The sequence below is a fragment of the Rhodoferax sp. OV413 genome (assembly GCF_900104385.1).
Taxonomy (GTDB): domain Bacteria; phylum Pseudomonadota; class Gammaproteobacteria; order Burkholderiales; family Burkholderiaceae_C; genus Rhodoferax_B.
This window is the reverse complement of record NZ_FNJA01000004.1, coordinates 408811-433867: the sequence shown is the minus strand read 5'-3', so window position 1 is coordinate 433867 and position 25057 is coordinate 408811. Positions and strand designations below refer to the sequence as shown.

Sequence of the window (25057 nt, the reverse complement as noted above, 5' to 3'; positions counted from 1 at the left end):
CGATACGCATGAAATATCTTTCTGGTCTGATTTTGGGAATTGCAGCTGCGACCGTGTTTGCACAGGACGCTGCGGTGTACCGCTGCGGCAACGAGTACACGAATGCCGTGAAGGACGCCAAGGAAGCCAAGGCCCGCGGCTGCAAGCTGGTCGAAGGCGGCAATGTCAGTGTGATCCAGGGCGCCCGTCCCAATGGTGCCAACCCGGCCCCGGTGCGTGCGCCCACGAACAGTGGCACGGCCCCGCGCAGTGACGGCGTGGAGCAGCGTGCGCGCGACTCGGACGCCCGCATGATCCTGGAATCAGAGCTGAAAAAAGCCGAAACCCGGCAAGCCGAGCTGCTGAAGGAATACAACGGCGGCGAGCCCGAAAAGCAGGGCAGCGAAGCCCGCAACTACCAGAAGTACCTGGACCGCGTGGCCGAGCTGAAAGCCAGCATCGCCCGCAACGACAGCGATATCGCCGGCCTCAAGCGCGAACTGGCCCGCTTGCCGCCGGCGCGCGCCACCCCCTGATCCCTACGCCGTACAGGTTTCGCATCGACTATGCCGCACAACCCTCCCAATCCCTACATCGCGCGCTTCCAGGCGTTTGATTTGCTGGCCACCCTGGTGGCGGTGCTGAGCAGCGATGGCGCGGTGCTGTTTGCCAATGCCGCGCTGGAAGACGCCCTGGGCACCTCGCGCCGCACCATCGAAGGCTCGCACTTCCCGGACTGCTTCACCGAGCCGCTGATTCTGCAGAACGCGCTGGAAGGCGCGGGCAGCAACGAGTTTGCGGCCCTGCGCTACGACGCCTGGCTCAAGCGCCTGAACCACGACCCGGTGCCGGTGCATGTGATCCTGGCCCAGACCGAGCGGCAGGGCGAGGTCATCATCGAGTTGCTGCCGCAGGAACAGCAGGCCAAGCAGGACCGCGAGGAGCGCCTGATCGACCAGGCCCAGGCCAACAAGGAGCTGATCCGCAACCTGGCCCACGAGATCAAGAATCCGTTGGGCGGCATCCGCGGCGCAGCCCAGTTGCTGGAGATGGAGATTGAGTCGCGCGAACTCATCGAATACACCCAGGTCATCATCCACGAGGCCGATCGCCTGCAAAGCCTGGTCGATAGGCTGCTGGCACCGCACCGCCGCCCCCACGTGGTGGGCGATGTGAACATCCACGAGATCTGCGAGCGCGTGCGCTCCCTGATCCTGGCCGAATTCCCGCGCGGCCTGAAGATCGAGCGCGAATACGACGTGTCGATTCCTGAGTTTCGCGGCGACCGCGAACAGCTGATCCAGGCCGTGCTGAACGTGGCCCACAACGCCACCCAAGCCCTCAGCGAACGCATTGCGGATGGCGATGCGCAGATCACTTTTCTGTCGCGGATTGCGCGCCAGGTTACCTTTGGTAAGCAGCGCTACCGATTGGCATTGGAATTGCATGTCATCGACAACGGCCCGGGTGTACCGGAGTCGATCAAGGACCGTATTTTTTACCCGCTGGTGTCGGGCAGGGAAGGCGGGTCCGGGCTGGGGCTGACATTGGCGCAAACCTTTGTCCAGCAACACCATGGCTTGATCGAATGTGACAGTGTTCCGGGCCGCACGGACTTTAAATTATTGATACCGCTGCCTTGAAAAAAACCAAGGCAGCCTGACCCGAGGTGACCCCCGACATGAAGCCGATCTGGATAGTAGACGACGACCAATCCATCCGCTTTGTGCTGGAAAAAGCGCTGCTCAGAGAAGACTTGCCGACCCGCAGCTTCACCAACCCGCGTGACGTGCTGCTGGCACTCGAACAGGCCACCGACGAAGACGGCCCGCAAATCCTGGTCAGCGATATCCGCATGCCTGGCGGCTCCGGCCTCGATTTGCTGGAGAAGGTCAAGGAGCTGCATCCCGGCCTGCCGGTGATCATCATGACCGCCTTCTCCGATCTGGACAGCGCCGTGTCGGCCTTCCAGGGCGGCGCCTTCGAATACCTGCCCAAGCCGTTTGACCTGCCAAAAGCGGTCGAGCTGATCCGCCGCGCAGTCGAAGAAAGCCAGCGCGAAGAAGTTGCCGAAGAGCGCATGGCCGCCGCGCCCGAAATGCTCGGCCAGGCCCCCGCCATGCAGGACGTGTTCCGCGCCATCGGCCGGCTTAGCCAAAGCAATGTGACAGTGATGATCACCGGCGAATCCGGCTCCGGCAAAGAGCTGGTGGCCCGCGCGCTGCACAAGCATTCGCCGCGCGCCAACGGCCCGTTCGTGGCCATCAACACCGCCGCTATCCCCAAGGACTTGCTGGAGAGCGAACTGTTCGGCCATGAGCGCGGCGCCTTCACTGGCGCGCAAACCATGCGCCGCGGCCGCTTCGAGCAGGCCGATGGCGGCACGCTGTTTCTGGATGAAATTGGCGACATGCCGTTCGACCTGCAGACCCGTTTGCTGCGCGTCTTGAGCGACGGCCATTTCTACCGTGTTGGCGGGCACAACGCCGTCAAGGCGCAGGTGCGGGTGATTGCCGCCACCCACCAGGACCTGGAGCAGCGCGTGCGCGACGGCGTGTTCCGCGAGGATTTGTTCCACCGCCTGAACGTGATCCGCCTGCGCCTGCCCGCGCTGCGCGAGCGCGTCGAAGACGTGCCCATGCTGACCCGCCACTTCCTGCAGCAAAGCGCCAAGCAGCTGGGTGTGGAGCCCAAGCGCATCTCCGATGCAGCACTGTCGCAGATTGCGTTGTTCTCCTTCCCCGGCAATGTGCGCCAGCTGGAAAACCTGTGCCACTGGCTGACCGTGATGGCCCCGGCCCAGGTGATCGAGCCCAAGGACTTGCCGCCCGAGATCGTGGGCGCGGCCGTGCCGCCGGCCAGCCTGGGCCACACCACCTCAACCCGCATTGCCGGCGTGCCGGCGCTGCCGCTCGAAGCCACGCTGGACACCGAAGACGAACCGACGCTGAAGATCCCCAGCCTGGAGTCTCCCGTGGCCGGCCTGGCGCCGGTGGCCGCCAGCGGCTGGGAGCTGGGCCTGGAGGCCGAGGCGCTGGAGCTGCTGGCCCACGACCGGCATGACGTGTGGGACATCTTGTCGCGCCGTTTCGAGTCCAAGCTGATCCTGACCGCCTTGCACAACACCCGCGGCCGGCGCATCGAGGCCGCGCAAAAGCTGGGCATAGGCCGCAACACCATCACCCGCAAGATCCAGGAACTGGGTTTGGAATGAAATAGCCACTTCGCGCTTATTCAATAAGCGTGAGGTGCTATTGTTTTTGATTTTTTCGCGCCCCGACTGCGGCGCGAAAATTTTCTTGCCCGGCGCGCGTAAAGCGTACTAAAGTCATCCCGAGTTGTAACAAAGGTGCCCGACACGCTGAGCCAGCCCCCTTGGCCCGCGCGTACTGCGCCTTAGCTTGACCTCTGTAGCCCGGCCGCACGGCCGCTGCCAGGGGGCGCACGGGGAGGGTCCGCCATGGTGCTTCACCTGGCCCAGGACGTGGCTTGGATGCTCGTGCTGGGCGTATTGCAATGCCTGCATCTACGCCTGTGGACCGAACACCGGCGGGCCGGCCAGTGGGCCAGCGGTTTGCTGTTCGGCGGCGTCTGCATCCTGGGCATGATGGACCCGTTCAACGACATGCCCGGCGTGGCCCTGGACGGGCGTTCGGTGGTGCTGGGCATTGCCGGCCTGTTCGGCGGCCCGCTGGTGGGTGGTATTGCGGCCCTGTTGGCCGGTGGCTACAGCCTGTGGCTGGGCCACGCCGACATGCTGGCGGGCCTGGCCTTGGCGGCAACCTGTACCACCCTGGGCCTGCTGTACCGGGCCGCTGTGGCCCGCGGCTGGGCCACCCTGGGCGCGCTGCCGCTGCTGGCTTTTGGCATGCTGCTGCAGTGGATCCACCTGGCTTGCCTGGCCTTGCTGCCCGAGCCCATCCCCGCCGCCCAGTGGACGCCCATGGCTTTGTCTCTGGTGCTGATCTTCACGCCGGCCACCTTGTTGCTGGGCAGCGTGCTGCAAGAGGGCCAGCGGCGCGACGCCATCGACCTGGCGCTGCGCGAGTCCGAGGCGCGCTTTCGCAGCCTGCTGCAGGACATTCCAGCCGTGTCGGTCCAGGCCTATGCGCCCGACGGCACCACCCGCTACTGGAACAAGGCCTCCGAGCAGCTGTACGGCTTCAGCGCCGAGGAAGCGCTGGGCCGCAATCTGCGCGACCTGATCATCCCGCCGGACATGCGCGAAGGCGTGCGCCAGGCGATGGAGCAGATGTTCCGCACCCGCCAGGCGATTCCGGCCGGCGAGCTGCTGCTGTTGCACAAAGATGGCAGCCCGGTGCCGGTGTTCTCCAGCCACGCCTATGTGCAGGCGCGCGGCCGGCCGGCGGAGATGTTCTGCATCGACATCGATCTGTCGGCCCGGGTGCGTGCCGAGGCCGAGCTGCGCATCGCCGCCACCGCGTTCGAATCCCGCGAAGGCATGCTGGTGACCGATCCGCAGCAGGTTATCCTGCGCGCCAACCGGGCCTTCACCCAGAGCATGGGCTATACCGATGCTGAAGCCGTGGGACAGACTCTGGCGCTGCTGCAGGCCGGGCCCGACAGCGCCACCAGCTTCCAGCTGCTGCAGCAGGCCTTGCGCAGCCAGGGCCAATGGGCGGGCGAGATCTGGAGCCGGCGCAAGAATGGCGAGGAGTTTCCGCAGTGGGTCACCATCAACGCGGTGCACGACGAGGCGGGCGAGGTCAGCCACTACATCGCCACCTTGGTCGATATCACCCAGCGCAAGGCCGCCGAGGAGCAGATCCGCCAGCTGGCCTTCTTCGACCCGCTGACCCACTTGCCGAACCGGCGCCTGCTGATGGACCGGCTGCAGCGCGCACTGGCCGCTAGCGAGCGCAACAAGCGCACCGGGGCGCTGCTGTTCATCGACCTGGACCACTTCAAAACCCTGAACGACACCCAGGGCCATGAAAAAGGCGATCTGCTGCTGCAGCAGGTGGCGCAGCGCCTGCAGATCTGCGTGCGCGACCGCGATACCGTGGCCCGCCTCGGCGGCGACGAGTTCCTGGTGGTGCTGGAAGACCTGGACGCCGCACCGGCCCATGCGGCCGCGCATGTGAAAGCCGTGAGCGAGAAGATCGTGGCCCAGCTGCACCAGCCGTACCGCTTGGGCAACCTGGACTACAACAGCACGGCCAGCGTCGGCATCGCCATGTACAGCGGCCAGGGCACGCCGGCCGAAGAGCTGCTCAAGCAGGCCGACATGGCCATGTACCAGGCCAAGGCCGAGGGACGCGACGGCCTGCGCTTCTTCGACCCGGCGATGCAGGCCGTGGTGAATGCGCGCGCCGGGCTGGAGGCCGACCTGCGCCAAGGCCTGGCGCTCGGCCAGTTCCTGCTGCACTACCAGCCGCAGGTGGACGCGCAAGGCCGGGTCACCGGGGCCGAGGCCTTGCTGCGCTGGCCGCACCCCACGCGCGGCATGGTGCCGCCGGTGCACTTCATCCCGCTGGCCGAGGAGACCGGCCACATCCTGCCCCTGGGCCGCTGGGTGCTGCAGACCGCCTGTGCCCAGTTGGTGGCCTGGGCCCAGGACCCGGTGCTGGGCCGGTTGGTGCTGGCGGTGAACGTCAGCGCCCGCCAGTTCCGCGACCCGGACTTTGCCAGCGGCGTGCTGGCCCTGCTGCACAGCAGCGGCGCCAATCCGCGGCGGCTCAAGCTGGAGCTGACCGAAAGCATGCTGGCCGACAACCTGGACGACATGGTGGAGAAGATGGCGGCCCTGGGCGCGCACGGCATCCGCTTTGCGCTGGACGATTTCGGCACCGGCTATTCATCGCTGTCCTACCTCAAGCGGTTGCCCTTGGACGAGCTGAAGATTGACCAGTCGTTTGTGCGCGATGTGCTGGTCGACCCCAGCGATGCGGCCATCGTGCGCACCGTCGTCGGACTCGCGCACAACCTGGGCCTGGAGGTGCTGGCCGAAGGCGTGGAAACCGAGGCGCAAAAAGACTTTTTGGCACGCTGCCACTGCCATGTCTACCAGGGTTATCTGTTCAGCCGGCCGGTGCCGGTGGACGCGTTTGAAGCCTTTGTGCGGGCCAGTGTGCAGCCGGCTTCTATAGACGAGGTGAAGGCCGCCTAGACCTTCACGTCGCTGCGCCGCATAGTGCGGCTTGTTATTGTTTTGATAGCAGGCTGTGCAGGAATAACCTGCGCTGCAGGCCTGTTGGGCTGCATTTGTATAAAGAAATGTATAGATGGTCAACGCGCAATTCCAGCAGGCGTTGTGGGTACAGGTCTGAATATGTATCGGACTTGCTCGACGAAGTCGGAGCCCACTGCGACTGTTGCCAACAAGGATTATTTGCCATGACCACGATCAAGTCTCTTTTCGTCGCTGCCCTGATTTCCACCCTGGCCGCAGCTTCGTTTGCCCAGGCACCTGCTGCCACCAAAGACGCTGCCGCGCCTGCGGCCGCTGCACCCGCAGATGCTGCATCGCACGCCAAGACACCGGTGAAAAAGCATGTGGCCAAAAAGCCCGCCGCCAAGAAGGTAGACAAGGCTGCCGCCACTCCAGCGACCCCCGCTACGCCAGCAGCTCCCGCTGCCTCCGCCGCCAAATAAACCCGGTGCGTAGTTGAAGAACGGAGGCTGAAGCCATTCAGCCTCCGTTTTTTTGCGCCTGCGTTTTCTGCTTACGACGTGGTACTGCTGTGGCGCTGTGGCTCAGGCCACCACGCCCTGCGCGCGCAGCGTGGCGATCTGCACATCGGTCAAGCCCATGCCGCGCAGCACCGCGTCGGTGTCGCCGCCCAGGTGCGGCGCCGCGCTGCGGATCGCGCCGGGCGTGGCCGACAGCTTGGGCACGATGCCCGGCACTTCCAGGGTATCGCCATCGCGCGTGGTCTGCTGCAGCAGCATGTCGCGCGCGCGGTAGTGCGGGTCTTCGGCAATGTCTTTGGCGGTGTAGACGCGGCCCACCGGCACGTCGGCGGCCAGCAGGGTGGTGATGACTTCCTCGACCGTATGGCTGGCCGTCCAACTGCCGATGGCGGCATCCAGCTCGGCGGCGCGCTGGTTGCGCCCGGCGTTCACCGCCAGGTCCGGCGCGTTAGCCAGATCGGGCCGGTCTATGGCCAGCATCAGGCGCTTGAAGATGCTGTCGCCATTGCCGGCCACCAGCACGCAGCCGTCGGTGCAGTGGTAGGCATTGCTGGGCGTGATGCCGGGCAGGGCGCTACCGGCCGGCTCGCGCACCGCGCCGAACGCGCTGTACTCGGGGATCAGGCTTTCCATCACATTGAACACCGCCTCGTGCAGCGCCACGTCGACCATCTGGCCCAGGCCACCGTTGGCCTTGCGGTGGTGCAGGGCGGCCAGCACGCCGATGCATCCATGCAGTGCGGCCAGCGTGTCGCCAATCGACACGCCAACGCGCACCGGCACGCGGCCCGGTTCGCCGGTCAAGTGGCGCAGCCCGCCCATGGCCTCGCCCACCACGCCGAAGCCGGGCCGGTCGCGGTACGGGCCGGTTTGGCCGTAGCCGCTGATGCGCAGCATCACCAGACCGGGATTCAGCGCATGCAGTGCGTCCCAACCCAGGCCCCAGGCTTCCAGCGTGCCGGGGCGGAAGTTCTCCACCAGCACATCGGCTTCGGCGATCAGTTTGCGGGCGATGTCCTGGCCCTCAGCGCTGCGCAGGTTCAGCGCGATGGAGCGCTTGTTGCGCGACTGCACCTGCCACCAGACCGAGGTACCGTTCTGCACCATGCGCCAGTTGCGCAGCGGGTCGCCACTACCGGGAGGTTCGATTTTGATGACATCGGCGCCAAAGTCGCCGAGGGTCTTGGCGGCAAACGGTCCGGCGATCAGCTGGCCCATTTCTATGACTTTGACGCCTTGCAGGGCCTGCGGTGTGCTCATGGCTGAAATTTATAAAAAATAGGCCGCTAGCGCAGGGAGTAGCTGCGCAACCAGCTATTAAAACTATAGTGATCCGAGGGTGATGACGACCGGCGCATGGTCGCTGGGCCGCTCGTTCTTGCGCGGCAGCGTGTCGATCACGCAGGCCGTCACCAGCGGCTTCAAGGCCGGGCTGACCAGGATGTGGTCGATGCGCATGCCGCGGTTGCGGCGGAAGCCGAAGTCGCGGTAGTCCCACCACGAATAGCATTTGTCCGGCTGGGGGAACATGCGGTGCGTGTCGGTCAGGCCCAGCGCCACCAGGGCTTGCAGGTGGTAGCGCTCTTCGTCGGTGCAGTGGATGGTGTCCTTCAGGCCCACCGGGTCCCATACGTCCAGGTCGTCGAAGGTGATGTTGTAGTCGCCCATCAGCACCAGTTGCGGGTAGGTCAGCAGCTCGGTCTTGATCCAGTCGCGCAGGGCTTTCAGCCAGTACATCTTGTACTCAAACTTCTCGGTGCCCGGCGCCTGGCCGTTGGGGAAGTAGGCGCCGATCACGCGCACGCCGTTCACCGTGCCGGTGATCACCCGGGCCAGCTCGTCGCTGAAGCCGGGGATGTTCTTCACCACCTCGGTGGCTTCGGTCTTGCTGAGCAAGGCCACGCCGTTATAGGTCTTCTGGCCGAACCACTGCGCCTGGTAACCGGCGGCGGCAAAGGCCGCGTGCGGAAATTTGTCGTCGGTCATCTTGGTTTCCTGCAGCACCAGCACATCGACCGGGTTGGCGGCCAGCCAGTCCAGGACTTGGGGCAGGCGCACGGTGAGGGAGTTGACGTTCCAGGTAGCAAGTTGCATGGGGGCTCAGTAAGGCAGGTGGAAGAGCCGGGATTTTAGGGGGCGGCCCTACGCCGGGCCAGCGGCGTTGATTCTGGTTGTCTATACAGCTATGATTTGCGCGGCCCGTCCGTGCACGGCCCAGCACCCACCGCCCGATCTGGAAAGCCCCTCCCCATGTCCGATAGCACCGCCGAAATTTACCTGACCTATCTGAACCATCCCGACGTGCAGGCCCTGGCCCTGACAGATGCGGAAATCCTGGCCGCCGTGGAGCAGGCCTTGCATGCCCAGGGCAACCAGCAAACCACCATCGAGCCGCGCATGCATCTGGTGCCCGAGAAGGATTACCCCGGCCACTTCAATGTGTTGCGCGGCTACATCCGCCCCATGGGCCTTGCCGGGGTGAAGGTGGTGGGCGACTTCTACCGCAACTACGAGATCGGCCTGCCGTCCGAGCTGGCGGTGCTGAATTTGTTCGACCCCAAGAACGGCTCGCCTATCGCCATCATCGATGCCTCGGACCTGACCGATATGCGCACCGGCGCCATCACCGCCCTGGGCGCCAAGCACCTGGCGCGCAAGAACTCGAAGATCCTGGGCCACATCGGCGCGCGTGGCACCTCGTACTGGAATGTGCGGCTGCTGGATTCGATCTACGACTTCGACGAGATCCGCGTGCATTCGCGCCGGCCTGAGAGCCGCAACGCGTTTGCTGCCAAGCTGGAAAAAGACCTGGGCAAGAAGATCACCGTCACCACCGACTGGGAATCCTGCGTGCGCGGCGCCGACATCGTGGTCGAGGCCTCGCGCCTGGAAAAGCCCGAGCCCCTGCTGAAGACCGAGTGGATCAAGCCGGGCGCTTGTGTGATTCCCTACGGCACCATGAGCGCGGTCGAGCTGTCGCTGACCGACATCATGGACAAGATGGTGATGGACGACTGGGGCCAGGCCAAGGCCGGGCCGCTGGGCGCGCTGCGCGCCCATGTAGACGCGGGCAAGTTGTCGGAGCAGACTCTGCATGCAGAACTCGGCCAGATCGTCGCCGGGCTGAAGCCGGGCCGCGAAAGCGACGAGGAGACCAATCTGTTCTGGCACCGCGGGCTGTCGCTGTCCGACATTGCACTGGGCGCCTTCATGCTGGAAAAAGCCCAGCGCCTGGGCCTGGGCCAGCGCCTGCGCTTCCGCTAGGCCATCGCGGCGACCCGGTGTTTGGCGCTGCGGTGCTGAATTTGGCATGAACTCTGCTTGCGTGCTTATCATGATGTTGTATATACAAGTTGATTTTTCAACTTAAGACGAGGCCAGATTGGCTGGATGTGTCGGTAGGATTCGCGTTTTTTCTGTTCTCATTTTTTTCTGGAGTTCACCATGCGATTGAAGAAACTTTTGGCTGTCTCTGCATGGGCGCTGGCCGCCGTGCTGCCGCTCGCGTCCCAGGCCCAGCAGGCGCTGCGCGTGGGCTCGAAGAACTTCACCGAACAGTTTGTGCTGGCGGAAATCTACGCCCAGGCCTTGGAGGCCGCGGGCATCAAGACTGAGAAGAAGCTCAACCTGGGCGGCACGCTGATCGCGCAAAAAGCCATGGAGGAGAAGCAGATCGACTTCTACCCCGAGTACACCGGCACCATGCTGCTGGCGGTGTTGAAGGCCGAGCCCATGACCGACCCCAAGGCGGTGTACGACAAGGTCAAGGACGCTTACGCCAAGATGGGCTTTGTGCTGCTCAATCAGTCGAACCTGAACAACGGCTATGTGATGGTGGTGCGGCCTGAGACCGCGCAGAAGTACAAGCTGGAAACCCTGTCCGACCTGACCAAGGTGGCCAAGGAGCTGAAGATCGGCGCCGGCCCCGAGTTCCGTGACCGCAAGGACGGCCTGCCTGGCCTGAAAGCCAAGTACGACATGGTGTTCGGCGAAGACCTGCAAATGGCCATCGGCCTGCGCTACCAGGCGCTGAAGAACGACCAGATCCAGGTCGTCAACGGCTATGCCACCGACGGCCTGATCAGCGCCATGAAGCTCAAGCGCCTGCGCGACGACAAGAGCCTGTGGCCGCCGTATTACGTGGTGCCGGTGATCCGCCGCGAAGCGCTGGACGCCAACCCCAAGGTAGGCGAAGTGCTGAACCGCGTGAGCGCGCTGCTGGACGAAACCAGCATGGCCCAGATGAACTACCAGGTCGACGGCGAAAAGCTCGAACCCAAGGACGTGGCCCACGACTTCCTGAAGGCCAAGGGCCTGGTCAAGTAAGTCGGCCATGGCATGCGAGGTTGGCGAACAGTGGCTGGGCATCGATGACCTGGTACGGGTCGCGCGCGGACGCGAGCCGGTGGCACTGGCCGCGGGCGCGCGGGCCCGGGTGGTGGCCGCGCGCCAGGTGGTCGAGCGCCTGGCCGCATCGGGCCAGCCGGTCTACGGCCTGAACTCGGCCCTGGGCGCGAACACCGGCGCGGTGCTGGCCGATGGTGATCTAGAAGCCTACCAGCGCCGTGCCGTGCGGGCCCGGGCGGTCGGCGTGGGGCCGGTCTGGGATACTGCCACCGTGCGCGCCATGCAGTTCGCCCGGATTGCCGGCCTGGCGCGGGGTGGCTCGGGCATATCGCCAGCGGTGCTGGACGCCTGTATCGACTTGCTCAACCACCAGGTCCATCCGCAGGTGCCCCGTATGGGGTCCATCAGCGTGGCCGATCTACCCCAGCTGTCGCACCTGGCCTTGCCCTTGTTCGGCGAGGGCCAGGCCGAATGTCAGGGCGATGTGCTGCCGGGCACGATAGCCTTGCAACGCGCCGGCCTGCAGCCGGCGGTACTGGGCGCCAAGGACGGCCTGGCGTTAATCAGCGCGAATGCCGCCACCACGGCGCGGGCAGCCCTGGTGCTGCACGATGTGAGTGCGGCGCTGCACAGCTGGCTGGCGGCGATTGCGCTGGGTTTTGAAGGCTTTCGGGCCAATCTGTCACCGCTGCACGCCACGGCCGTGGCGGCCCGGCCAGCCACAGGCCAGATCGAGGTGGCGAGCCAGTTGCGCAGTCTGCTGCAGGGCAGCGCGCTGTGGCTGCCGGGGGCGGCCCGCCGGGTGCAGGACCCGGTGTCGATGCGGGTCGTGGCCCAGGTGCATGGTGCGGCGCTGGGCATGGTGCAGTCGGCCCGGGCCCAGGTCGAAGTCGAATTGAACAGTGCGGCCGACAGCCCGCTGGTGCTGGCCGACGAGGGCCTGATGCTGTCCAACGGCAACTTCCATTTGCCGGCCCTGGCGCTGGCGGTCGATGCCTGCGCGCTGGCGCTGGCGCAGACCTCGAGCATGGCGGTGGCGCGCTGCCTGCGCTTCATGTCGCCCGCGCTGACCGATCTGCCATTGCAGCTGACCCGGCATGGCCCTGCGCATTCCGGCTTTGCCGCGGTGCAGAAGACGCTGACCGCGCTGTGGTCCGAGATCCGCCTGCGCGCCAACCCGGCTTCGCTGGACTTCATCCCCATCTCCGAGGGCCTGGAAGACCATGCCTGCATGGCCTGGACCGTGGTGGATAAGCTGGGCGAGCTGCTGCAGCGCGTGCACTACCTGATCGCCATCGAGCTGCTCGTCGCAGCCCAGGCGGTAGACCTGCGCGGCACAGCCACGGCCGAGATGGGCGAGGGCGCATTGGCGGCCTATACCCGGCTGCGGGCCATCGTGCCGGTGCTGGACGAAGACCGGCCATTGGGTCCGGACATCGACAGCGTTTATGAGGCGGTGGCCGCGGGCCATTTCAACCTATTCAACTTATCCCTAGCCAAGGCCGCGTGACATTGCCATGAAATGGTTTCTGCGTAACTGGCCCGATGTGCTGTATGCCCTGTGGGAGCATATTGCGATCTCTTTCACCGCCCTGGTGATCGCCTTTGCCTTGTCGCTGGCCATCGGCGTGCTGGCGGCCCGGCGTGCCCGGTTGTATGGGGTGGTGATGACGGTGTCGGGGTTTCTGTACACCATTCCCACCCTGGCTTTTCTGGCCTTTTTGATTCCGTTGGTGGGGCTGGGCCGCAGCAACGCCATCATTACCATGGTGGCGTTTTCGCTGATGATTCTGATCCGCAGCGTGGCCACCGGCATCCGCGAAGTGCCTGCCGAGGTGATAGACGCGGCACGCGGCATGGGCATGGCCCCGCGCCAGATCCTGCGCCAGATCGAGCTGCCGCTGGCCTTGCCGCTGATCGTGGCCGGTCTGCGCGTATCGGCCGTGACGGTGATCAGCGTCACCGTGGTGGCGGCCTATGTCAACGCCGGCGGCTTGGGCACGCTGATCTTCAACGGCATCGCCAGCGACCACCCGGCCAAGATTTGGGCCGGTGCGCTCACCGCCTGCGCGCTGGCGGTGGCCGTCGACCTGCTGCTGGCCTGGGTCGAGCGCCGCCTCAAAGCCGGCCACGCGGCCTGATGCCCTAGGAATGCCCATGCTTGCCGATACCTGGAACTACCTGCTTGCCCACCCCGCCCAGTTCTCCCGGGCGCTGTGGGTGCATATCACGCTGTCGGCTTCGGCCCTGTTTCTGGCGGCCGCCATCAGCATCCCCGCCGGGATTGCCGTGGCGCGGCGCAGCAACTGGTCGCTGGCGGTGGTGAACATCGCCAATGTGGCGCGCACCCTGCCGTCGCTGGCGGTGCTGGCGCTGGTCATGCCGCTGCTGGGCACCGGCTTTGCGCCGGCCTTGTTTGCCCTGACCCTGATCGCCTTGCCGCCCATCGTCACGCACACCATCACCGCCATGCGCGGCGTGGATGCGGATGTGGTGGACGCCGCCATCGGCATGGGCATGACGCGCTCCGCCTTGCTGTGGCAGGTAGAGCTGCCGATGGCGCTGCCGGTAATCTTTGCCGGCCTGCGCACGGGCGCGGTGCAGGTGATCTCGGGCGCGGTGCTGGCGGCTTTCATCGGCGGCGGCGGGCTGGGCGACTTCATTACCGCCGGCGTTGCCATGATGGCGGTGCCGCAGCTGCTGGTGGGTGCCGTGCCGGTAGCCTTGCTGGCGCTGGCCAGCGACTTTCTTTTTGGCGCCTTGCAGCGCCGCATGACTCCCCAAGGGCTTCGCGCACCATGATCACACTTGAAGGCCTTACCAAGCAATTCAGCAGCGGCCAGTATGCGGTAGACCGCTTGTCCCTGACCGTGCAGACCGGTGAGATCTGTGTGCTGATCGGCCCTTCGGGCTGCGGCAAGACCACCACCATGCGCATGATCAACCGCATGGTCGAGCCCGACAGCGGCCGCATCGAAGTCGGTGGCCGCGACGTGATGCAGATCGACGCGGTGGAGCTGCGCCGCTCTATCGGCTATGTGATCCAGCAAGTCGGCCTGTTCCCGCACATGACCATTGGCGAGAACGTGGCCACAGTGCCCAGGATGCTGGGATGGGATGCGGCGCGGATTGCCAAGCGGGTAGACGAACTGCTGGCCTTGGTGCACATGGAACCCGGCCAGTACCGTAATCGCTATCCGCGCGAGTTGTCGGGTGGGCAGAAGCAGCGCGTTGGCGTGGCCCGCGCACTGGCGGCTGACCCGCCGGTGATGCTGATGGACGAGCCGTTTGGTGCCATCGATCCGATCACCCGCGCGAGCCTACAAGACGAGTTCTTGCGCATCTTGCGCGAGCTGGGCAAGACCATTGTGTTTGTGACCCACGACATCGATGAAGCCATACGCATGGGTACGCGCATTGCCATCTTGCGCGCCGGCAAGGTAGTGCAGTACGACACGCCCGAACGCATCCTGGCGCAACCCGCCGATGCCTTTGTGCAGGCTTTTGTTGGCGGCGACCGCTCGTTGAAGCGTCTATCGTTGTTGACGGTGGGCGCCTACACCCAAGACGGACTGGCGGCCGTGGACGCCCCCCAGCTGCTGGCCGCAACGCCGCTGCGCGATGCGCTGTCGGCCATGCTGGATGCGGGCACGGGCGACGCACAGGTGGTCGATGCCCAAGGCGCACCGCAGGGCCGGGTGAGTCTGGATGCAATCCGCCAGGCTGCGCGCATCGCACGTTGAAATGCCCCGCCCATCTTGCGACGGGCGGGGCATTCTTAGCTAGGCGAAGCGGGCTTATTTAAACCAGGTGTCTGATTTGGAATTCTTTTCCCAGTCGGACAGCTGTTTTTCAGCTTCGTCTTTGGCAATACCGTAGCGCTCCTGGATCTTGCCTGCGAGCTGGTCGCGCTTGCCGGCGATGACGTCGAGGTCGTCATCGGTCAGCTTGCCCCACTGCTCTTTGACTTTACCTGTGGCTTGTTTCCAGTTGCCTTTGATAGTGTCCCAGTTCATGCAAATCTCCTTTACTTGCGGTTGAAAAATCAGGTGTCCGGTTTAAGGACGGATGGCGATTTCGTTCTTCACGGCCTTCACGCCCTTGACGTTGCGGGTGATGCTTTCAGCCGTGCCCTTTTCGCGCAGGCTCTTGGCAAAACCGGACAACATCACGGTACCGTTCAGGGTTTCAACGCTGATGGCCGATGCATCAACTTCCTTGTTGTCAACGAAGCGGGCCTTCACGCTGGTGGTGATGGCGGTGTCGTCGACGTAGGCGCCTACGGTTTCCTGGCCACGGGTCACGGCACAGCCGGTGATGGTCAGCAGTGCTACAGCGGTTACGGTAGCGGCGAGGGTGTTACGGATAGTCAGTTTCATTTTTAGCTCCAGTTGGTAAGAAAAAAGGGAATCAATAGATGGTGATAGGCCCCACCATCCATGGGCGAAACGCGAGGTCAGGCAGCCAGCCAATCCTTGAGCTCGTCAGCATGTTCTTGCTCGTCGCTCAAGATGTCTTCCAGTAAACGGCGGGTGGTCGAATCCTTGTCGCCGATCAGCACGATCATCTGGCTGTAGGCTTCGATGGCGACACGTTCCGCCACCAGGTTGGCCTTGATCATTTCTTTCAGATCTTTCGAATCGTCGTAAGCCGCATGGCTGCGCTGGGTCAGCGTGTCGGGAGAAAAATCCGGTTCGCCACCCAACTGCACAATGCGCTGGGCCAGCCGGTCGGCATGGGCCGACTCTTCGTTGGCATGCACCAGAAACTCATCGGCGATACCGACGGAGTGCACGCCATCGGCGGTGTAGTAATGGCGCTTGTAGCGCAGCACGCAAACCAGTTCGGTGGCCAGCGAGTCGTTCAACAGCTTGATGATGTCTTCGCGCCAGGGGCCGGAGCTGGGCGTCACGGCGCCCTGGTCCAGGCTGCGGCGCGCAGCACCCAGTGCCGCTTCATTCAATACCATGCGTTCGCCTTCAGCGGTAGGCATTTGCGTAACGTTATTGCTTGTGTTGTTAGCGACCATCGGGGTTCCTTGGTTATCCGGTTCAACTGCTGCGGGGGTGCAACAAACCGATGACTGAACTTTAAAACCGGGGGCTGTAGGAAGGCATCGGCATCCGCCGCTACGACGTGTAGGAGGATGCCGCGCGCCTTTGTGGGCTAAGGCTGGGTCGGCGTGGCGGGTGCAGCCGAGTTCTTGTCGATCAGGTGGGCCAGCAGATCCAGTTGCTGTTTCTGGATTTCCAGTAGCTCGCTCCACTGGTTCTCGCGCAGCTGGTCCAGCTTCTCATGCAGCAGCATGATCTCCAGTTCGGCCTTGAGGTTGACCTCGTAGTCGTGCTCGGCATGCAGCCTGTCCTTCACCGCCTGCCGGTTCTGCGACATAAGGATGATCGGCGCCTGCACCGCGGCCAGCATCGACAAAAACAGGTTCAGCAAAATGAACGGGTAGGGGTCAAACACCGCGTCATAGCGCGCCAGCAGCAGTACGTTCGTGGCTATCCAGACCACCAGGGTGGCGGCGAACAGCAGGATGAAGGTCCACGATCCGCCAAAGCTGGCCACCGCATCGGCGGCTCTTGCGCCCAGTGAATCGTCGGCGTCCAGATCGGTGGCGGTGTTGCGCGCGATGTGCTTGCGCCCGGCCAGATGGCGCGCCACTTTCTGGGTGCGCGCGTCCATCGCCTCGTAGCGCAGGCCCAGCAGCTTCTCGGCGGCGTCAGTGGGTTTTTTCATCGGAGGCGCCGTTCAGGGGAATTACGAAACAGCTCTGCACCGGCAGCTCCGACCAGGCCAGGGGCTGGCCCGGCAGCAGCAGCTGGGCCTGGACCGACGCACCCTGCGCCAGCGGCGCTTCTGCGTTGCCGCGAACCAGGATGAATCGCATGCTGCGCTCGCCGCGGCGCAGCGTCAGCTCGGCCTGCGGCCAATGCGATGGCAGGCAAGGTGTGAAGCTCAGCGTGTGGGCGCCTTGCTCCAGGCCAAAGATCGACTCGATGGCCGCACGGTGCATCCAGGCCGCCGAGCCTGTGTACCAGCTCCAGCCGCCGCGTCCTACATAGGGCGGCTGGGTGTAGACATCGCCGGCCATCACATAGGGTTCGATGCCGTAGACCGCCGCCTGCGCGGGGTTGTTGGCCCGGTGCGCCGGATTCAGGTAGGTGAAGTAGCGGTAGGCGGTGTCTGGGGCTTCGCTGGATGCAGGCTGCTGCCTGGCAAACTCGGCCTGCGCCATCAGCGCCCAGACACCGGCATGCGAGTATTGGCCACCGTTTTCGCGCACGCCCGGCGGGTAGGCCTGGATGTAGCCGGCGCTGGGCACGGCCTGGGCCAGCGGTGGGTCCAGCAGCTTGATGAGCCCGGCCGCCGGGTCGATCAAATGTTCTTCTACCGCCGCCAGCGCCATGCGCTGCGAGGCCACCGGTGCGGTCTTGGATAGCACCGCCCAGGCCTGGGCGATCAGGTCGATCTTGGCCTCGGGATTGGCATGTGAGCCTAGCGCCTGACCGTCGTCAAAGAAGGCACGCTTGAACCACTGGCCGTCCCAGGCCGGGCCCATCAGCGCCTGCTTCCAGCCCTCGGCGGCCTGCTCCCAGGCCTGGGCGCGTGCGGTGTCGCCGCGGGCCTGGGCTAGCGGTGCAAAGTCGGCCACCAGCTGGCACATGAACCAGCCCAGCCACACCGATTCGCCGCGCCCTTCGATCCCCACGCGGTTCATGCCGTCGTTCCAGTCGCCGCTGCCCATCAATGGCAGGCCGTGTACGCCGACCGCCAGGCTGCGGTCTATGGTGCGGGCTGCATGCTCGTAGACCGAGGCCATTTCGGCGCTGGTCCCCGGCGTGTAGTACGCATCTTCTGCACCGGCGGGAATGGCCGCGCCTTCCAGGAAGGGCACGGGTTCATCCAGCAAACTGGTGTCGCCGGTGCTGCGCACATAGTGCGCGCAGGCATGCGGCAACCACAGCAGATCGTCCGAGAAATGGGTGCGCACGCCGGCACCGGTAGGGGCGTGCCACCAGTGCTGCACATCGCCTTCGGCAAACTGCCGCGAAGCGCAGACCATGATTTGCTGGCGCAGCATGTCGGGTGCGGCCCAGGCCAGCGCCATCGAATCCTGCAGCTGGTCGCGGAAGCCGGTGGCGCCGCCGGCCTGGTAGAAGCCGGCTTTGGCCCACAGGCGGCAGGCCACGGTCTGGTACATCAGCCAGTGGTTGACCATGGCGTCGAACAGCGGGTCCGGTGTCTGCACGCTGGTAGCGCCCAGCAACTGGGTCCAGCGCTGGTGCACCGCTTCCAGCCGCTTGCTGGCGGGCAGGGCGGTGGCATCGGCCAGCAGGCGCGCGGCCAGCAGCGGGTTGTCGGCATAGCCCAGCAGGAACACCCGCTCGGCGGTGTCGCCGGCGGCCAGTGTCATTTGCGTGGAGATCGCCGCGCAGGGGTCGAGGCCGGCACCGCTGGTGTGGCCAAAATGGTCGGGCACCACCAGCCGGCCGCGGGCGTCAAAGCACTCGCGGCGGTCGCAGGTCCAGTCGTCGCTGGGCTGGGTCAGGGCCAGGAAAGCCGTGCCTTCGCCAAAGCCTGCCGCGCGCTCGCGCTGGGTGCAGAGCAGGGCGGTGAAGCGGTCCTGCTGCAGTGCGGCGGTCTGCACGCTGCTGCGGTCGCTGCGGTTGGCGCCCATCATCCATTCGGCCATGCCGATGACGCGCAGCTGCAGATTGCGGTGGCCGCGGTTGATGATGTACAGCCGCACCTGCTTGACCGCGGTGTCGGCGTCCACGCACCAGGTGGCGCTGACGTCGACATCGCCGCGCCGGTGCCGGATGCTGGTACTGCCCTGGCAGTGCGACACGTGGTACTGGGCCAGTGGATCGCCCCAGGCATTCGGGGCCACGCTCCAGACCTCCAGCGTCTTGCAGTCCTGCAGCAGAAACCATTCCGACGGGGTGTCGCCCACCGGGTCGTTGGACCAGGCCGTGAGTTGGTTCATACGGCTGTTGCGCCCCCAGCTGTAGCCGCCACCGGCTTCGGTGATGTGCGCGCCAAAACCGGGGTTGGCCAGCACATTGGTCCAGGGCCGGGTGGTGCGCAGCTGCGGACTTACGTTGAAGCGGAATTCGCCGTTCGGCTGGAACAGGCCCGCAGGTGCGGACACGGGGCCGCTGGGCCGGGGCAGCAGTGGCACTTCCTGGGTGGACAGGGCTTGCCGCGCCTCTTGGGCTTGCTCGTGCAGCGTAGTCCAGGCCTGCACATGGTGCAGCAGCGGCCGCCCATCGGCCTGCAGGCGGACCCGGGCCTGGGCATGCAGGGTGCTGAGCTCGTCGGGCGACAGCTCTTCGACCCGCAACAGGTACATGGTGGTGGGCACGGATTCTGGGCCGCGCTCGGACAGATGGCGGTCGCGCAGGATGCCCACCTCGCGCTGCACAGACATCAGGTACGAGGCCGGCTCGGAATTGATCACCACCAAGTCGCAGCCCACGCCGCCCCAGGACCATTGGCGCAACCCCTGGGCCAAGGCCCGCAGCAGACCCATGCCCTCCATGGCGCCGATGCTGACCAGCAGGATAGGCCGGTCGCCCGAGATGCCGAAGCGCCACAGCAGACGTTTGTCGCTGACCGCTGCCGTCTGGGTCTGCGGGCGGCTCAGGCTCAGCACCAGGGCGCTGGTCAGCGTCTGGATGGCGGCAAAGTTTTCCGGGTTCAGGCCGACGGTGCGCAGGCGGATGCCGGTCAGCGTGGCCGACATCAGCGATGCCCGCTTGACGTGGCTGGGCTGGCGGTATTTGTCGATCACGGCTTGCAGGGTGGCGTCGTGGTTCGATGCGGCGGTAGCAAAGGTCAGCCAGGCCTTGCCCTGCGGCGGAATCAGCAGCTTGACCGCCATCGCGCAGACCGGGTCAAGGCCGGTGTCCAGCGGCGTGCCGGGCTCGGGCAGGGCGTCGAAGGATGCCAGCGGCTGGCTGCTGGTCTGGTTGCGGCCCAGCCACAACTGGCGGTCGGTTTGGATGCGCACGCCTTGCACCTGCGGGCCGGTATCGACCAGAAAGTGCGCGGCCTGCATGCCTTGCTCGGTAGGCAGGCGGGGCTTGCGTTCGAACAGCAAAGCCTGGTCCTCGGCTTGCCAGGTGGCACGCACAAACAGGTTGGCGAAGGCCGGGTGGGATTCGTCGGCCCGCGGGTCGGACAAGGTCACTTCAAAGGCCGAAATCAGCTCGATCTCCAGCGTCTGGTCGCCCATATTGCGCAGCTCCACTTTGCGGAACTCGATGTCGTCCTCGGGGCTGACCCAGACCGTGGTGTGCACCTGCACCGACGGCCATTCGGCGTCGAAGCAGACACGGTCGGCATGGTAGGTGCTGTGGTAGTGGGCGGCCGGGTCGGGTGCCGGGTGCTGGGTGGTGGACACCAGCTGCGGCTGCTGGGCCCAGCGCAGGTAGAAGAAGCTGCCGTAGGCGTCGCGCAGCGCGTCGTCGCGCCAGCGGGTGATCCCGGTATTGCCCCAGCGGCTCCAGCCGGCGCCGTTGGCCCGCAAGGCCACGTGGTAGCGCCCGTTGGACAGCAGATGCGTGGGCTCCACGGCGGTACCGCCAGGCACCACGTCGCGCAGCAAACCGGGGGCCCGGTGTTGCATGCTCTGCGGCGGTGGCCCCACCGGCGGGGCGCTGAGCACCGACACCTCGCGCGGCGCGCGCTCGTGCAGCAACGAGGCCACGGCTTCGATGTGCGCATTCGCCATGCCCCAGCGCTGCGCTGGGCCGTCGAGCAGCACATTGGCCAGCGCCACCAGGCTCATGCCCTGGTGGTGCGCCATATAGGTTTCTACCAGCGTGAACGCGTCGCCGTCGGCCTGCCGTGCGGGGGTGAAGTCCAGCGCCTCGATGAAGCCGTAGCGCCCATAAGCCTTGAATTTTTCAAGTGCTATAAAGTTTGTAGCTGCCAGTGCAGGTGATACCTGCGTTGCAAGTCCGGTAGCATAGGGGGCGATGACCAGCTCGTCGGCCGGCGTGCGGCGCAGCGCCAGCCGCGGCACGCCTTGCGGCGCGTACTGGTAGGCCAGCGTGTGGTCTTGCCCGGCGTATGCCGATTCGGAAATCCCCCAGGGCACCTTGTGCGCCTTGGCGTAGTCCATCTGCTCCTGCAGCGCGGCACGGCAGGCCTGTTGCAGCACGCTGCCCGGCGGCTCGACCAGCACCAGGGTGGGCATCAGGTATTCGAACATCGAGCCCGACCAGGAGCGCAGGCCGGCATCCGCGCCTGTTGCAAAAAACGGCCGGCCCAGCGAGGCCCAGTGGCGCACCGGCACATCGCCCTTGGCAATTGCCAGCAGGCTGGTCAGCCGTGATTCGGAGGCCAGCAAATCGTAGAAGCCCGCGTCCAGCTGCTGCTCGGCCACCCGGTAGCCGATGTGCAGCAGATGCCGCTTGCGGTGGTACAGGAAGCGGAAGTCGGCCTCCCAGGCCAGGGCTTCGAAGGCCTGCGCCAGGCTGAGCAGGCGCTGCGCCGTGGTGGCTGTCATCAGCGCGGCCTGGGCTTGGGTATCTGCCGCAGCCGAGCGGCGGGTGGCGCGCAGATCGGCCAGTCGCCAGCGCAGCTGGGCCCGCTGTTCGGCGGGCAGGCTGCTGCGGGCCGCCAGCAACGGGGTCAGGCGCTCGCGGGCTGCGCGGATGGCGCGGCGTGCTGCGGTGGTGTCGTAGGGCGCGGCAGCCAGTTCCTGGCAGGCCTGGGCAGCCGCCAGCAGATGGCCGCAAAGATTGCCGCTGTCCACCGTGGAGACATACAGCGGCAGCAGCGGCGCGCAGGTCTCGGTGTCGTACCAGTTGTAGAAGTGGCCGCGGTGGCGCTGCATGCGGCCTAGTGTGGCCAAGGTCGCCTCCAGCCGGGTCAGCAGGTCTTGCGTGCCGATCCAGCCGAATTGCCGGGCGCAGGCCACGCTCAGCAGGTACAGGCCGATATTGGTCGGCGAGGTGCGGTGCGCCACGATGTCGTAGGGCTGAACCTGCAAATTGTCGGGTGGCAGGTAGTTGTCTTGCGGCGAGATGCAGCGCTCGAACCAGCGCCAGGTGTCGCGTGCAATCCCTTCCAGCAGCGCCAGCTTGTCGGCCGGTACGATGGGGCCGTCATGCGCCCGGTGCCTACGGCTGGCCCACCAGGTCCAGACCGGCGATGCCGCCCACAGCAGGCACAGCACGCTGGCCAGCACCGGGTGCGGTGTGCCCAGGTACAGCAAGGCCGCCAGCAGCAGCAAGCCCACCACCGGCAGGCTCCAGTGCGCGCGCAGCAGGGCGGGCAGATGGGTCTTGGCCTGGGCCTGGGCGGCGGCGGCCGTGGTCCATTGCAGCAGGTGCCGGTGGCTAACCAGCATGCGGTACAGCGCCCGCGTCACCGCGTCTACTGCCAGCAGCGCCTGCACCAGCAGCTGCGCCAGATGCCAGAGCCCGGCCCACAGGGTACGCGCCATGTCGGCGCCGGCCTGGCGGTAGAAATGGCGCTTGGCCAGGTCGTCGCGGCTGGGCGAAAAGCCCGCCACCGCGCCCATCAGCGGCCCGGCGGAGAACGCAGCCAGCACCAGCACCAGCGCGGCCCAGGGCGACAGAACGCTGCTGCACAGGCTGAACACCAGCAAGGCCAGCGACATCGGCGCGACCAACGAGCGGCGCAGGTTGTCGAACATCTTCCAGCGGTTGATGGCACGCAGCGGATAGCGGCCGGGGCGCAGCAGGATGGGCAGCAGCTGCCAGTCGCCGCGGGTCCAGCGGTGTACGCGGGAGGCCGCCACATCGGCGTGGAATGGCGCGTCTTCGATCACCGTGATGTCGGTCACCGCCGCGCAGCGCGCCAGCGAGCCTTCGAGCAGATCGTGGCTCAGCACCTGGCCTTCGGGCAGCTGGCCCGACAGCACGGCGTGCATGGCCTGCACATTCAGCAGGCCCTTGCCGGTGAAGGTGCCTTCGGAAAACAAGTCTTGGTAGACCTCGGAGCTGGCGGCGCTGTAGGGGTCGATGCCGCACTGGCCGGCAAACAGCCAGTGGTATAGCGTGACCTCTTTGCGCGCGGGCAGCGGGGTCGCCACATGCGGCTGCAGGATGCCGTAGCCGCGTACTACGCGGCGGCCGCTGGCGTCCAGCTGCGGCTGGTTGTGCGGATGGGCGGCCACGCCGACCAGCTCGCGCAGGCGGCCGGGTGGTAGCTGGGTGTCGCTGTCCAGCGTAACGATGTAGGGCGTAGGCGTGGCGATGCGCGAGTTCTCTCCCAGGTCTAGAAAGGCGCTGTGCTCGCCCGTGGCCAGGGCCTGTACCAGCTGCTCCAGCTTGCCGCGTTTGCGCTCCCAGCCTATCCAGCGCTGCTCGGTATCGCTGAAAGTCCGCTCCCGGTGCAGCATGATGAAGCGCTGCGGTTGCCCTGGGCCGCTGGGGTAGCGCAGGTTGAGCGCGTCGATCTGCGCGCTGGCGGTGGCCAGCAGGGCGTCGTCTTCGGGCGTGTGTTGGCTGTCCGCATCGCTCCAGTCGCTGAGCACGGCGAACTGGGCGTAGGGCTCGGGGTTGGCAATATGGTGCAGATGCAGGCGGTGCGCGAGCGCCTGGGTGGATGCGGTGTCGGTCAGCATGGCCGGCACCACCACCAGCACCCGGTGTGCGGGAGGTATGCCGTCCAGCAAGCCCAGGCGGGGCAGATGCTGGGGGCGCACCGACTCGCTGATCAGCCGGTTGATGACCGCCACCACCGCCTCGGAGGCAGGGAACAGCATCAGCGCGGCGGCCAGCCAGAGCATAGGCCCGCCCGCGGTGTGGTGCGGCAGCATCCAGGCTACCAAGCCTATGCTGCCGAACAGCAGTGCGCCCAGGTAGACCGGCAGCGCGGCGCGGCGCTTGCGGGCCCGCCACAGCAGCAATAAGGGGTTTTCATGCAGGCCCAGGGCATTGACCAGGGCCGGCCGGCCCGGGCCGCGCAGCCAGTGGCTGGCCACGCCCTGGTCGCCGGCATCGGCATGCATCAGGCCGAGCAGGGTTTGCGCCACTGCGGCTTCGCTGTGGCCGCTGCGCCGGGCCAGGCGTTCGATGCCGTGCAGGGTCTGGTCGCGGGTGCTCGGGTGTTCGGCTTCAAAAACTTTGGAGGTCAGCATGTGCTGCATCAGCACGCTGGTACGGGCCACCATGTCGGGCCAGTCGGCGTCGCCGATGGCGCGCAGCGACTTCACGGCATTGCTCACGCTCAGGTTGTCTGCGGCCTGGTCGGCATTCTGCTGGGTTTGGGCCGCAGCAAAGTCGGGCAGGGCGGCCTGCATCCAGGCGGTGTAGCGTGCATCCACCGGTACGCGGCTGTCCTGCAGGCGCAGCGCCATGCGGGTCAGGAACATGCGGCCCACGCCGCGCTGGTTCATCAGGGCCAGCAACTGGTCCAGCGACTCCAGGCTGTATGTGCTCAGGTTGTCGCAGCACAGATTGGCCACCTCGCGGGCAGCCTTGTTGGTGGCCACGCGTTCGGCCAGGCGGCGCAGGTTTTCCACCAGCAGCACGCGCAAGGTGGTGGGCAGGGCCCAAAGTTCGGCCAGGTTGAGCTCGCGGGTCTCCTGGTAGGCGCTGAGAAACTGTTCCAGCAGCGGCTCGGAAAAAGCGCCATCGGTATGCGCCACAAAGGCCCAGGCAATGCCGTAGACCCGCGGCAGGCCGGCCAGCGGCTCGTCTTGCAGCACCGGCAGGGCGCGGAAGTAGCTGCGCGGCAGCCCGGCGTGGATTTCTTCCAGCTGGGCTTCGATCAGGTGGAAGTTGTCCAGCAGCCATTCGGCCGCCGGGCTGACGTCGTAGCCTGTGGCGGCCTGCAGGCCGATGTAGCGGTGGGCTTCGCGCAGCGTGGCGATATTGCTGCGCAGATGCGGGAAGAAGCGGGCCGCGCCAATGGAGGGCCGGGCCGCACGGTGGGTTTCACCCAGGCTGCGGCCATGTTGCGCAAAGCGTTGCAGGCCGAAGATTTCCGACCGGATCGGGGGCTGTACCGGGCCGCGGGCACCGTCCAGAATCTCGCGCAGGGCCTGGGGGGCGCGGGGAACCAGGTGCAGCAGCTCGGATGTAGCCAT

The 25057-nt window shown here is 65.9% G+C and carries 18 protein-coding genes; 11 read left to right on the top strand and 7 right to left on the bottom strand.

Annotated features, from left to right (window positions below):
• The first annotated feature begins 8 nt into the window (after window positions 1-8).
• The 5 genes from BLT66_RS16565 (at window position 9) to BLT66_RS16545 (ending at window position 6594) form a co-directional block, all read left to right on the top strand.
• Window positions 9-515 (top strand): hypothetical protein, encoded by a 507-nt coding sequence (locus tag BLT66_RS16565; RefSeq protein ID WP_092759064.1) that lies wholly within the window; start codon window positions 9-11, stop codon window positions 513-515.
• Window positions 516-545: 30 nt separating this feature from the next.
• Complete coding sequence (gene glnL, locus BLT66_RS16560; protein ID WP_092759062.1) at window positions 546-1622, top strand: nitrogen regulation protein NR(II); 1077 nt, start codon at window positions 546-548, stop codon at window positions 1620-1622.
• Between the two features lie 38 nt (window positions 1623-1660).
• Complete coding sequence (ntrC, locus tag BLT66_RS16555) at window positions 1661-3193, top strand: nitrogen regulation protein NR(I) (RefSeq protein WP_092759196.1); 1533 nt, start codon at window positions 1661-1663, stop codon at window positions 3191-3193.
• 246 nt (window positions 3194-3439) lie between these two features.
• Complete coding sequence (locus BLT66_RS16550) at window positions 3440-6109, top strand: EAL domain-containing protein (RefSeq protein WP_092759060.1); 2670 nt, start codon at window positions 3440-3442, stop codon at window positions 6107-6109.
• A 227-nt stretch (window positions 6110-6336) separates the two neighbouring features.
• The gene (locus tag BLT66_RS16545; protein ID WP_092759058.1) at window positions 6337-6594 is read left to right on the top strand and encodes a hypothetical protein; all 258 of its coding nucleotides are present in this window, start codon (window positions 6337-6339) and stop codon (window positions 6592-6594) included.
• 102 nt (window positions 6595-6696) lie between these two features.
• On the opposite strand, the gene BLT66_RS16540 is transcribed toward BLT66_RS16545, so the two are convergent.
• Window positions 6697-7893, bottom strand: a complete 1197-nt coding sequence (locus BLT66_RS16540) for a CaiB/BaiF CoA transferase family protein (RefSeq protein WP_092759056.1) — start codon at window positions 7891-7893, stop codon at window positions 6697-6699.
• Between the two features lie 63 nt (window positions 7894-7956).
• Window positions 7957-8727 (bottom strand): exodeoxyribonuclease III, encoded by a 771-nt coding sequence (gene xth / locus BLT66_RS16535; protein ID WP_092759054.1) that lies wholly within the window; start codon window positions 8725-8727, stop codon window positions 7957-7959.
• 156 nt (window positions 8728-8883) lie between these two features.
• On the opposite strand from xth, the gene BLT66_RS16530 reads away from it, so the two are divergent.
• From BLT66_RS16530 to BLT66_RS16505, 6 genes are all read left to right on the top strand, one after another.
• Window positions 8884-9897, top strand: a complete 1014-nt coding sequence (locus BLT66_RS16530) for an ornithine cyclodeaminase family protein (RefSeq protein ID WP_092759052.1) — start codon at window positions 8884-8886, stop codon at window positions 9895-9897.
• A 180-nt stretch (window positions 9898-10077) separates the two neighbouring features.
• Window positions 10078-10959 (top strand): glycine betaine ABC transporter substrate-binding protein, encoded by an 882-nt coding sequence (locus BLT66_RS16525; protein ID WP_092759050.1) that lies wholly within the window; start codon window positions 10078-10080, stop codon window positions 10957-10959.
• A 7-nt stretch (window positions 10960-10966) separates the two neighbouring features.
• A complete protein-coding gene (gene hutH, locus BLT66_RS16520) occupies window positions 10967-12490 on the top strand; it encodes an HAL/PAL/TAL family ammonia-lyase (protein ID WP_092759048.1) in 1524 nt (507 codons plus the stop codon).
• Between the two features lie 7 nt (window positions 12491-12497).
• Window positions 12498-13121, top strand: a complete 624-nt coding sequence (locus BLT66_RS16515; RefSeq protein ID WP_092759046.1) for an ABC transporter permease — start codon at window positions 12498-12500, stop codon at window positions 13119-13121.
• Window positions 13122-13137: 16 nt separating this feature from the next.
• Window positions 13138-13782: an ABC transporter permease gene (locus tag BLT66_RS16510; RefSeq protein ID WP_092759044.1), complete on the top strand. Its 645-nt coding sequence runs from the start codon at window positions 13138-13140 to the stop codon at window positions 13780-13782.
• Window positions 13779-14723, top strand: coding sequence for an ABC transporter ATP-binding protein (locus BLT66_RS16505; RefSeq protein WP_092759042.1), 945 nt, complete (start codon window positions 13779-13781; stop codon window positions 14721-14723). The genes BLT66_RS16510 and BLT66_RS16505 overlap by 4 nt, the downstream gene beginning before the upstream one ends.
• 54 nt (window positions 14724-14777) lie before the next feature.
• On the opposite strand, the gene BLT66_RS16500 is transcribed toward BLT66_RS16505, so the two are convergent.
• From BLT66_RS16500 to BLT66_RS16480, 5 genes are all read right to left on the bottom strand, one after another.
• On the bottom strand, window positions 14778-14996 hold the full coding sequence (locus BLT66_RS16500) for a CsbD family protein (protein WP_092759040.1): 219 nt from the start codon (window positions 14994-14996) through the stop codon (window positions 14778-14780).
• Window positions 14997-15038: 42 nt separating this feature from the next.
• The gene (locus BLT66_RS16495; protein WP_092759038.1) at window positions 15039-15359 is read right to left on the bottom strand and encodes a BON domain-containing protein; all 321 of its coding nucleotides are present in this window, start codon (window positions 15357-15359) and stop codon (window positions 15039-15041) included.
• Between the two features lie 77 nt (window positions 15360-15436).
• The gene (locus tag BLT66_RS16490) at window positions 15437-15949 is read right to left on the bottom strand and encodes a ferritin-like domain-containing protein (RefSeq protein WP_255406962.1); all 513 of its coding nucleotides are present in this window, start codon (window positions 15947-15949) and stop codon (window positions 15437-15439) included.
• A gap of 197 nt (window positions 15950-16146) precedes the next feature.
• On the bottom strand, window positions 16147-16722 hold the full coding sequence (locus BLT66_RS16485; protein WP_092759033.1) for a DUF1003 domain-containing protein: 576 nt from the start codon (window positions 16720-16722) through the stop codon (window positions 16147-16149).
• Window positions 16706-25057, bottom strand: a complete 8352-nt coding sequence (locus BLT66_RS16480; RefSeq protein ID WP_092759031.1) for a glycoside hydrolase family 94 protein — start codon at window positions 25055-25057, stop codon at window positions 16706-16708. Before BLT66_RS16480 ends, BLT66_RS16485 begins: the two co-directional genes overlap by 17 nt.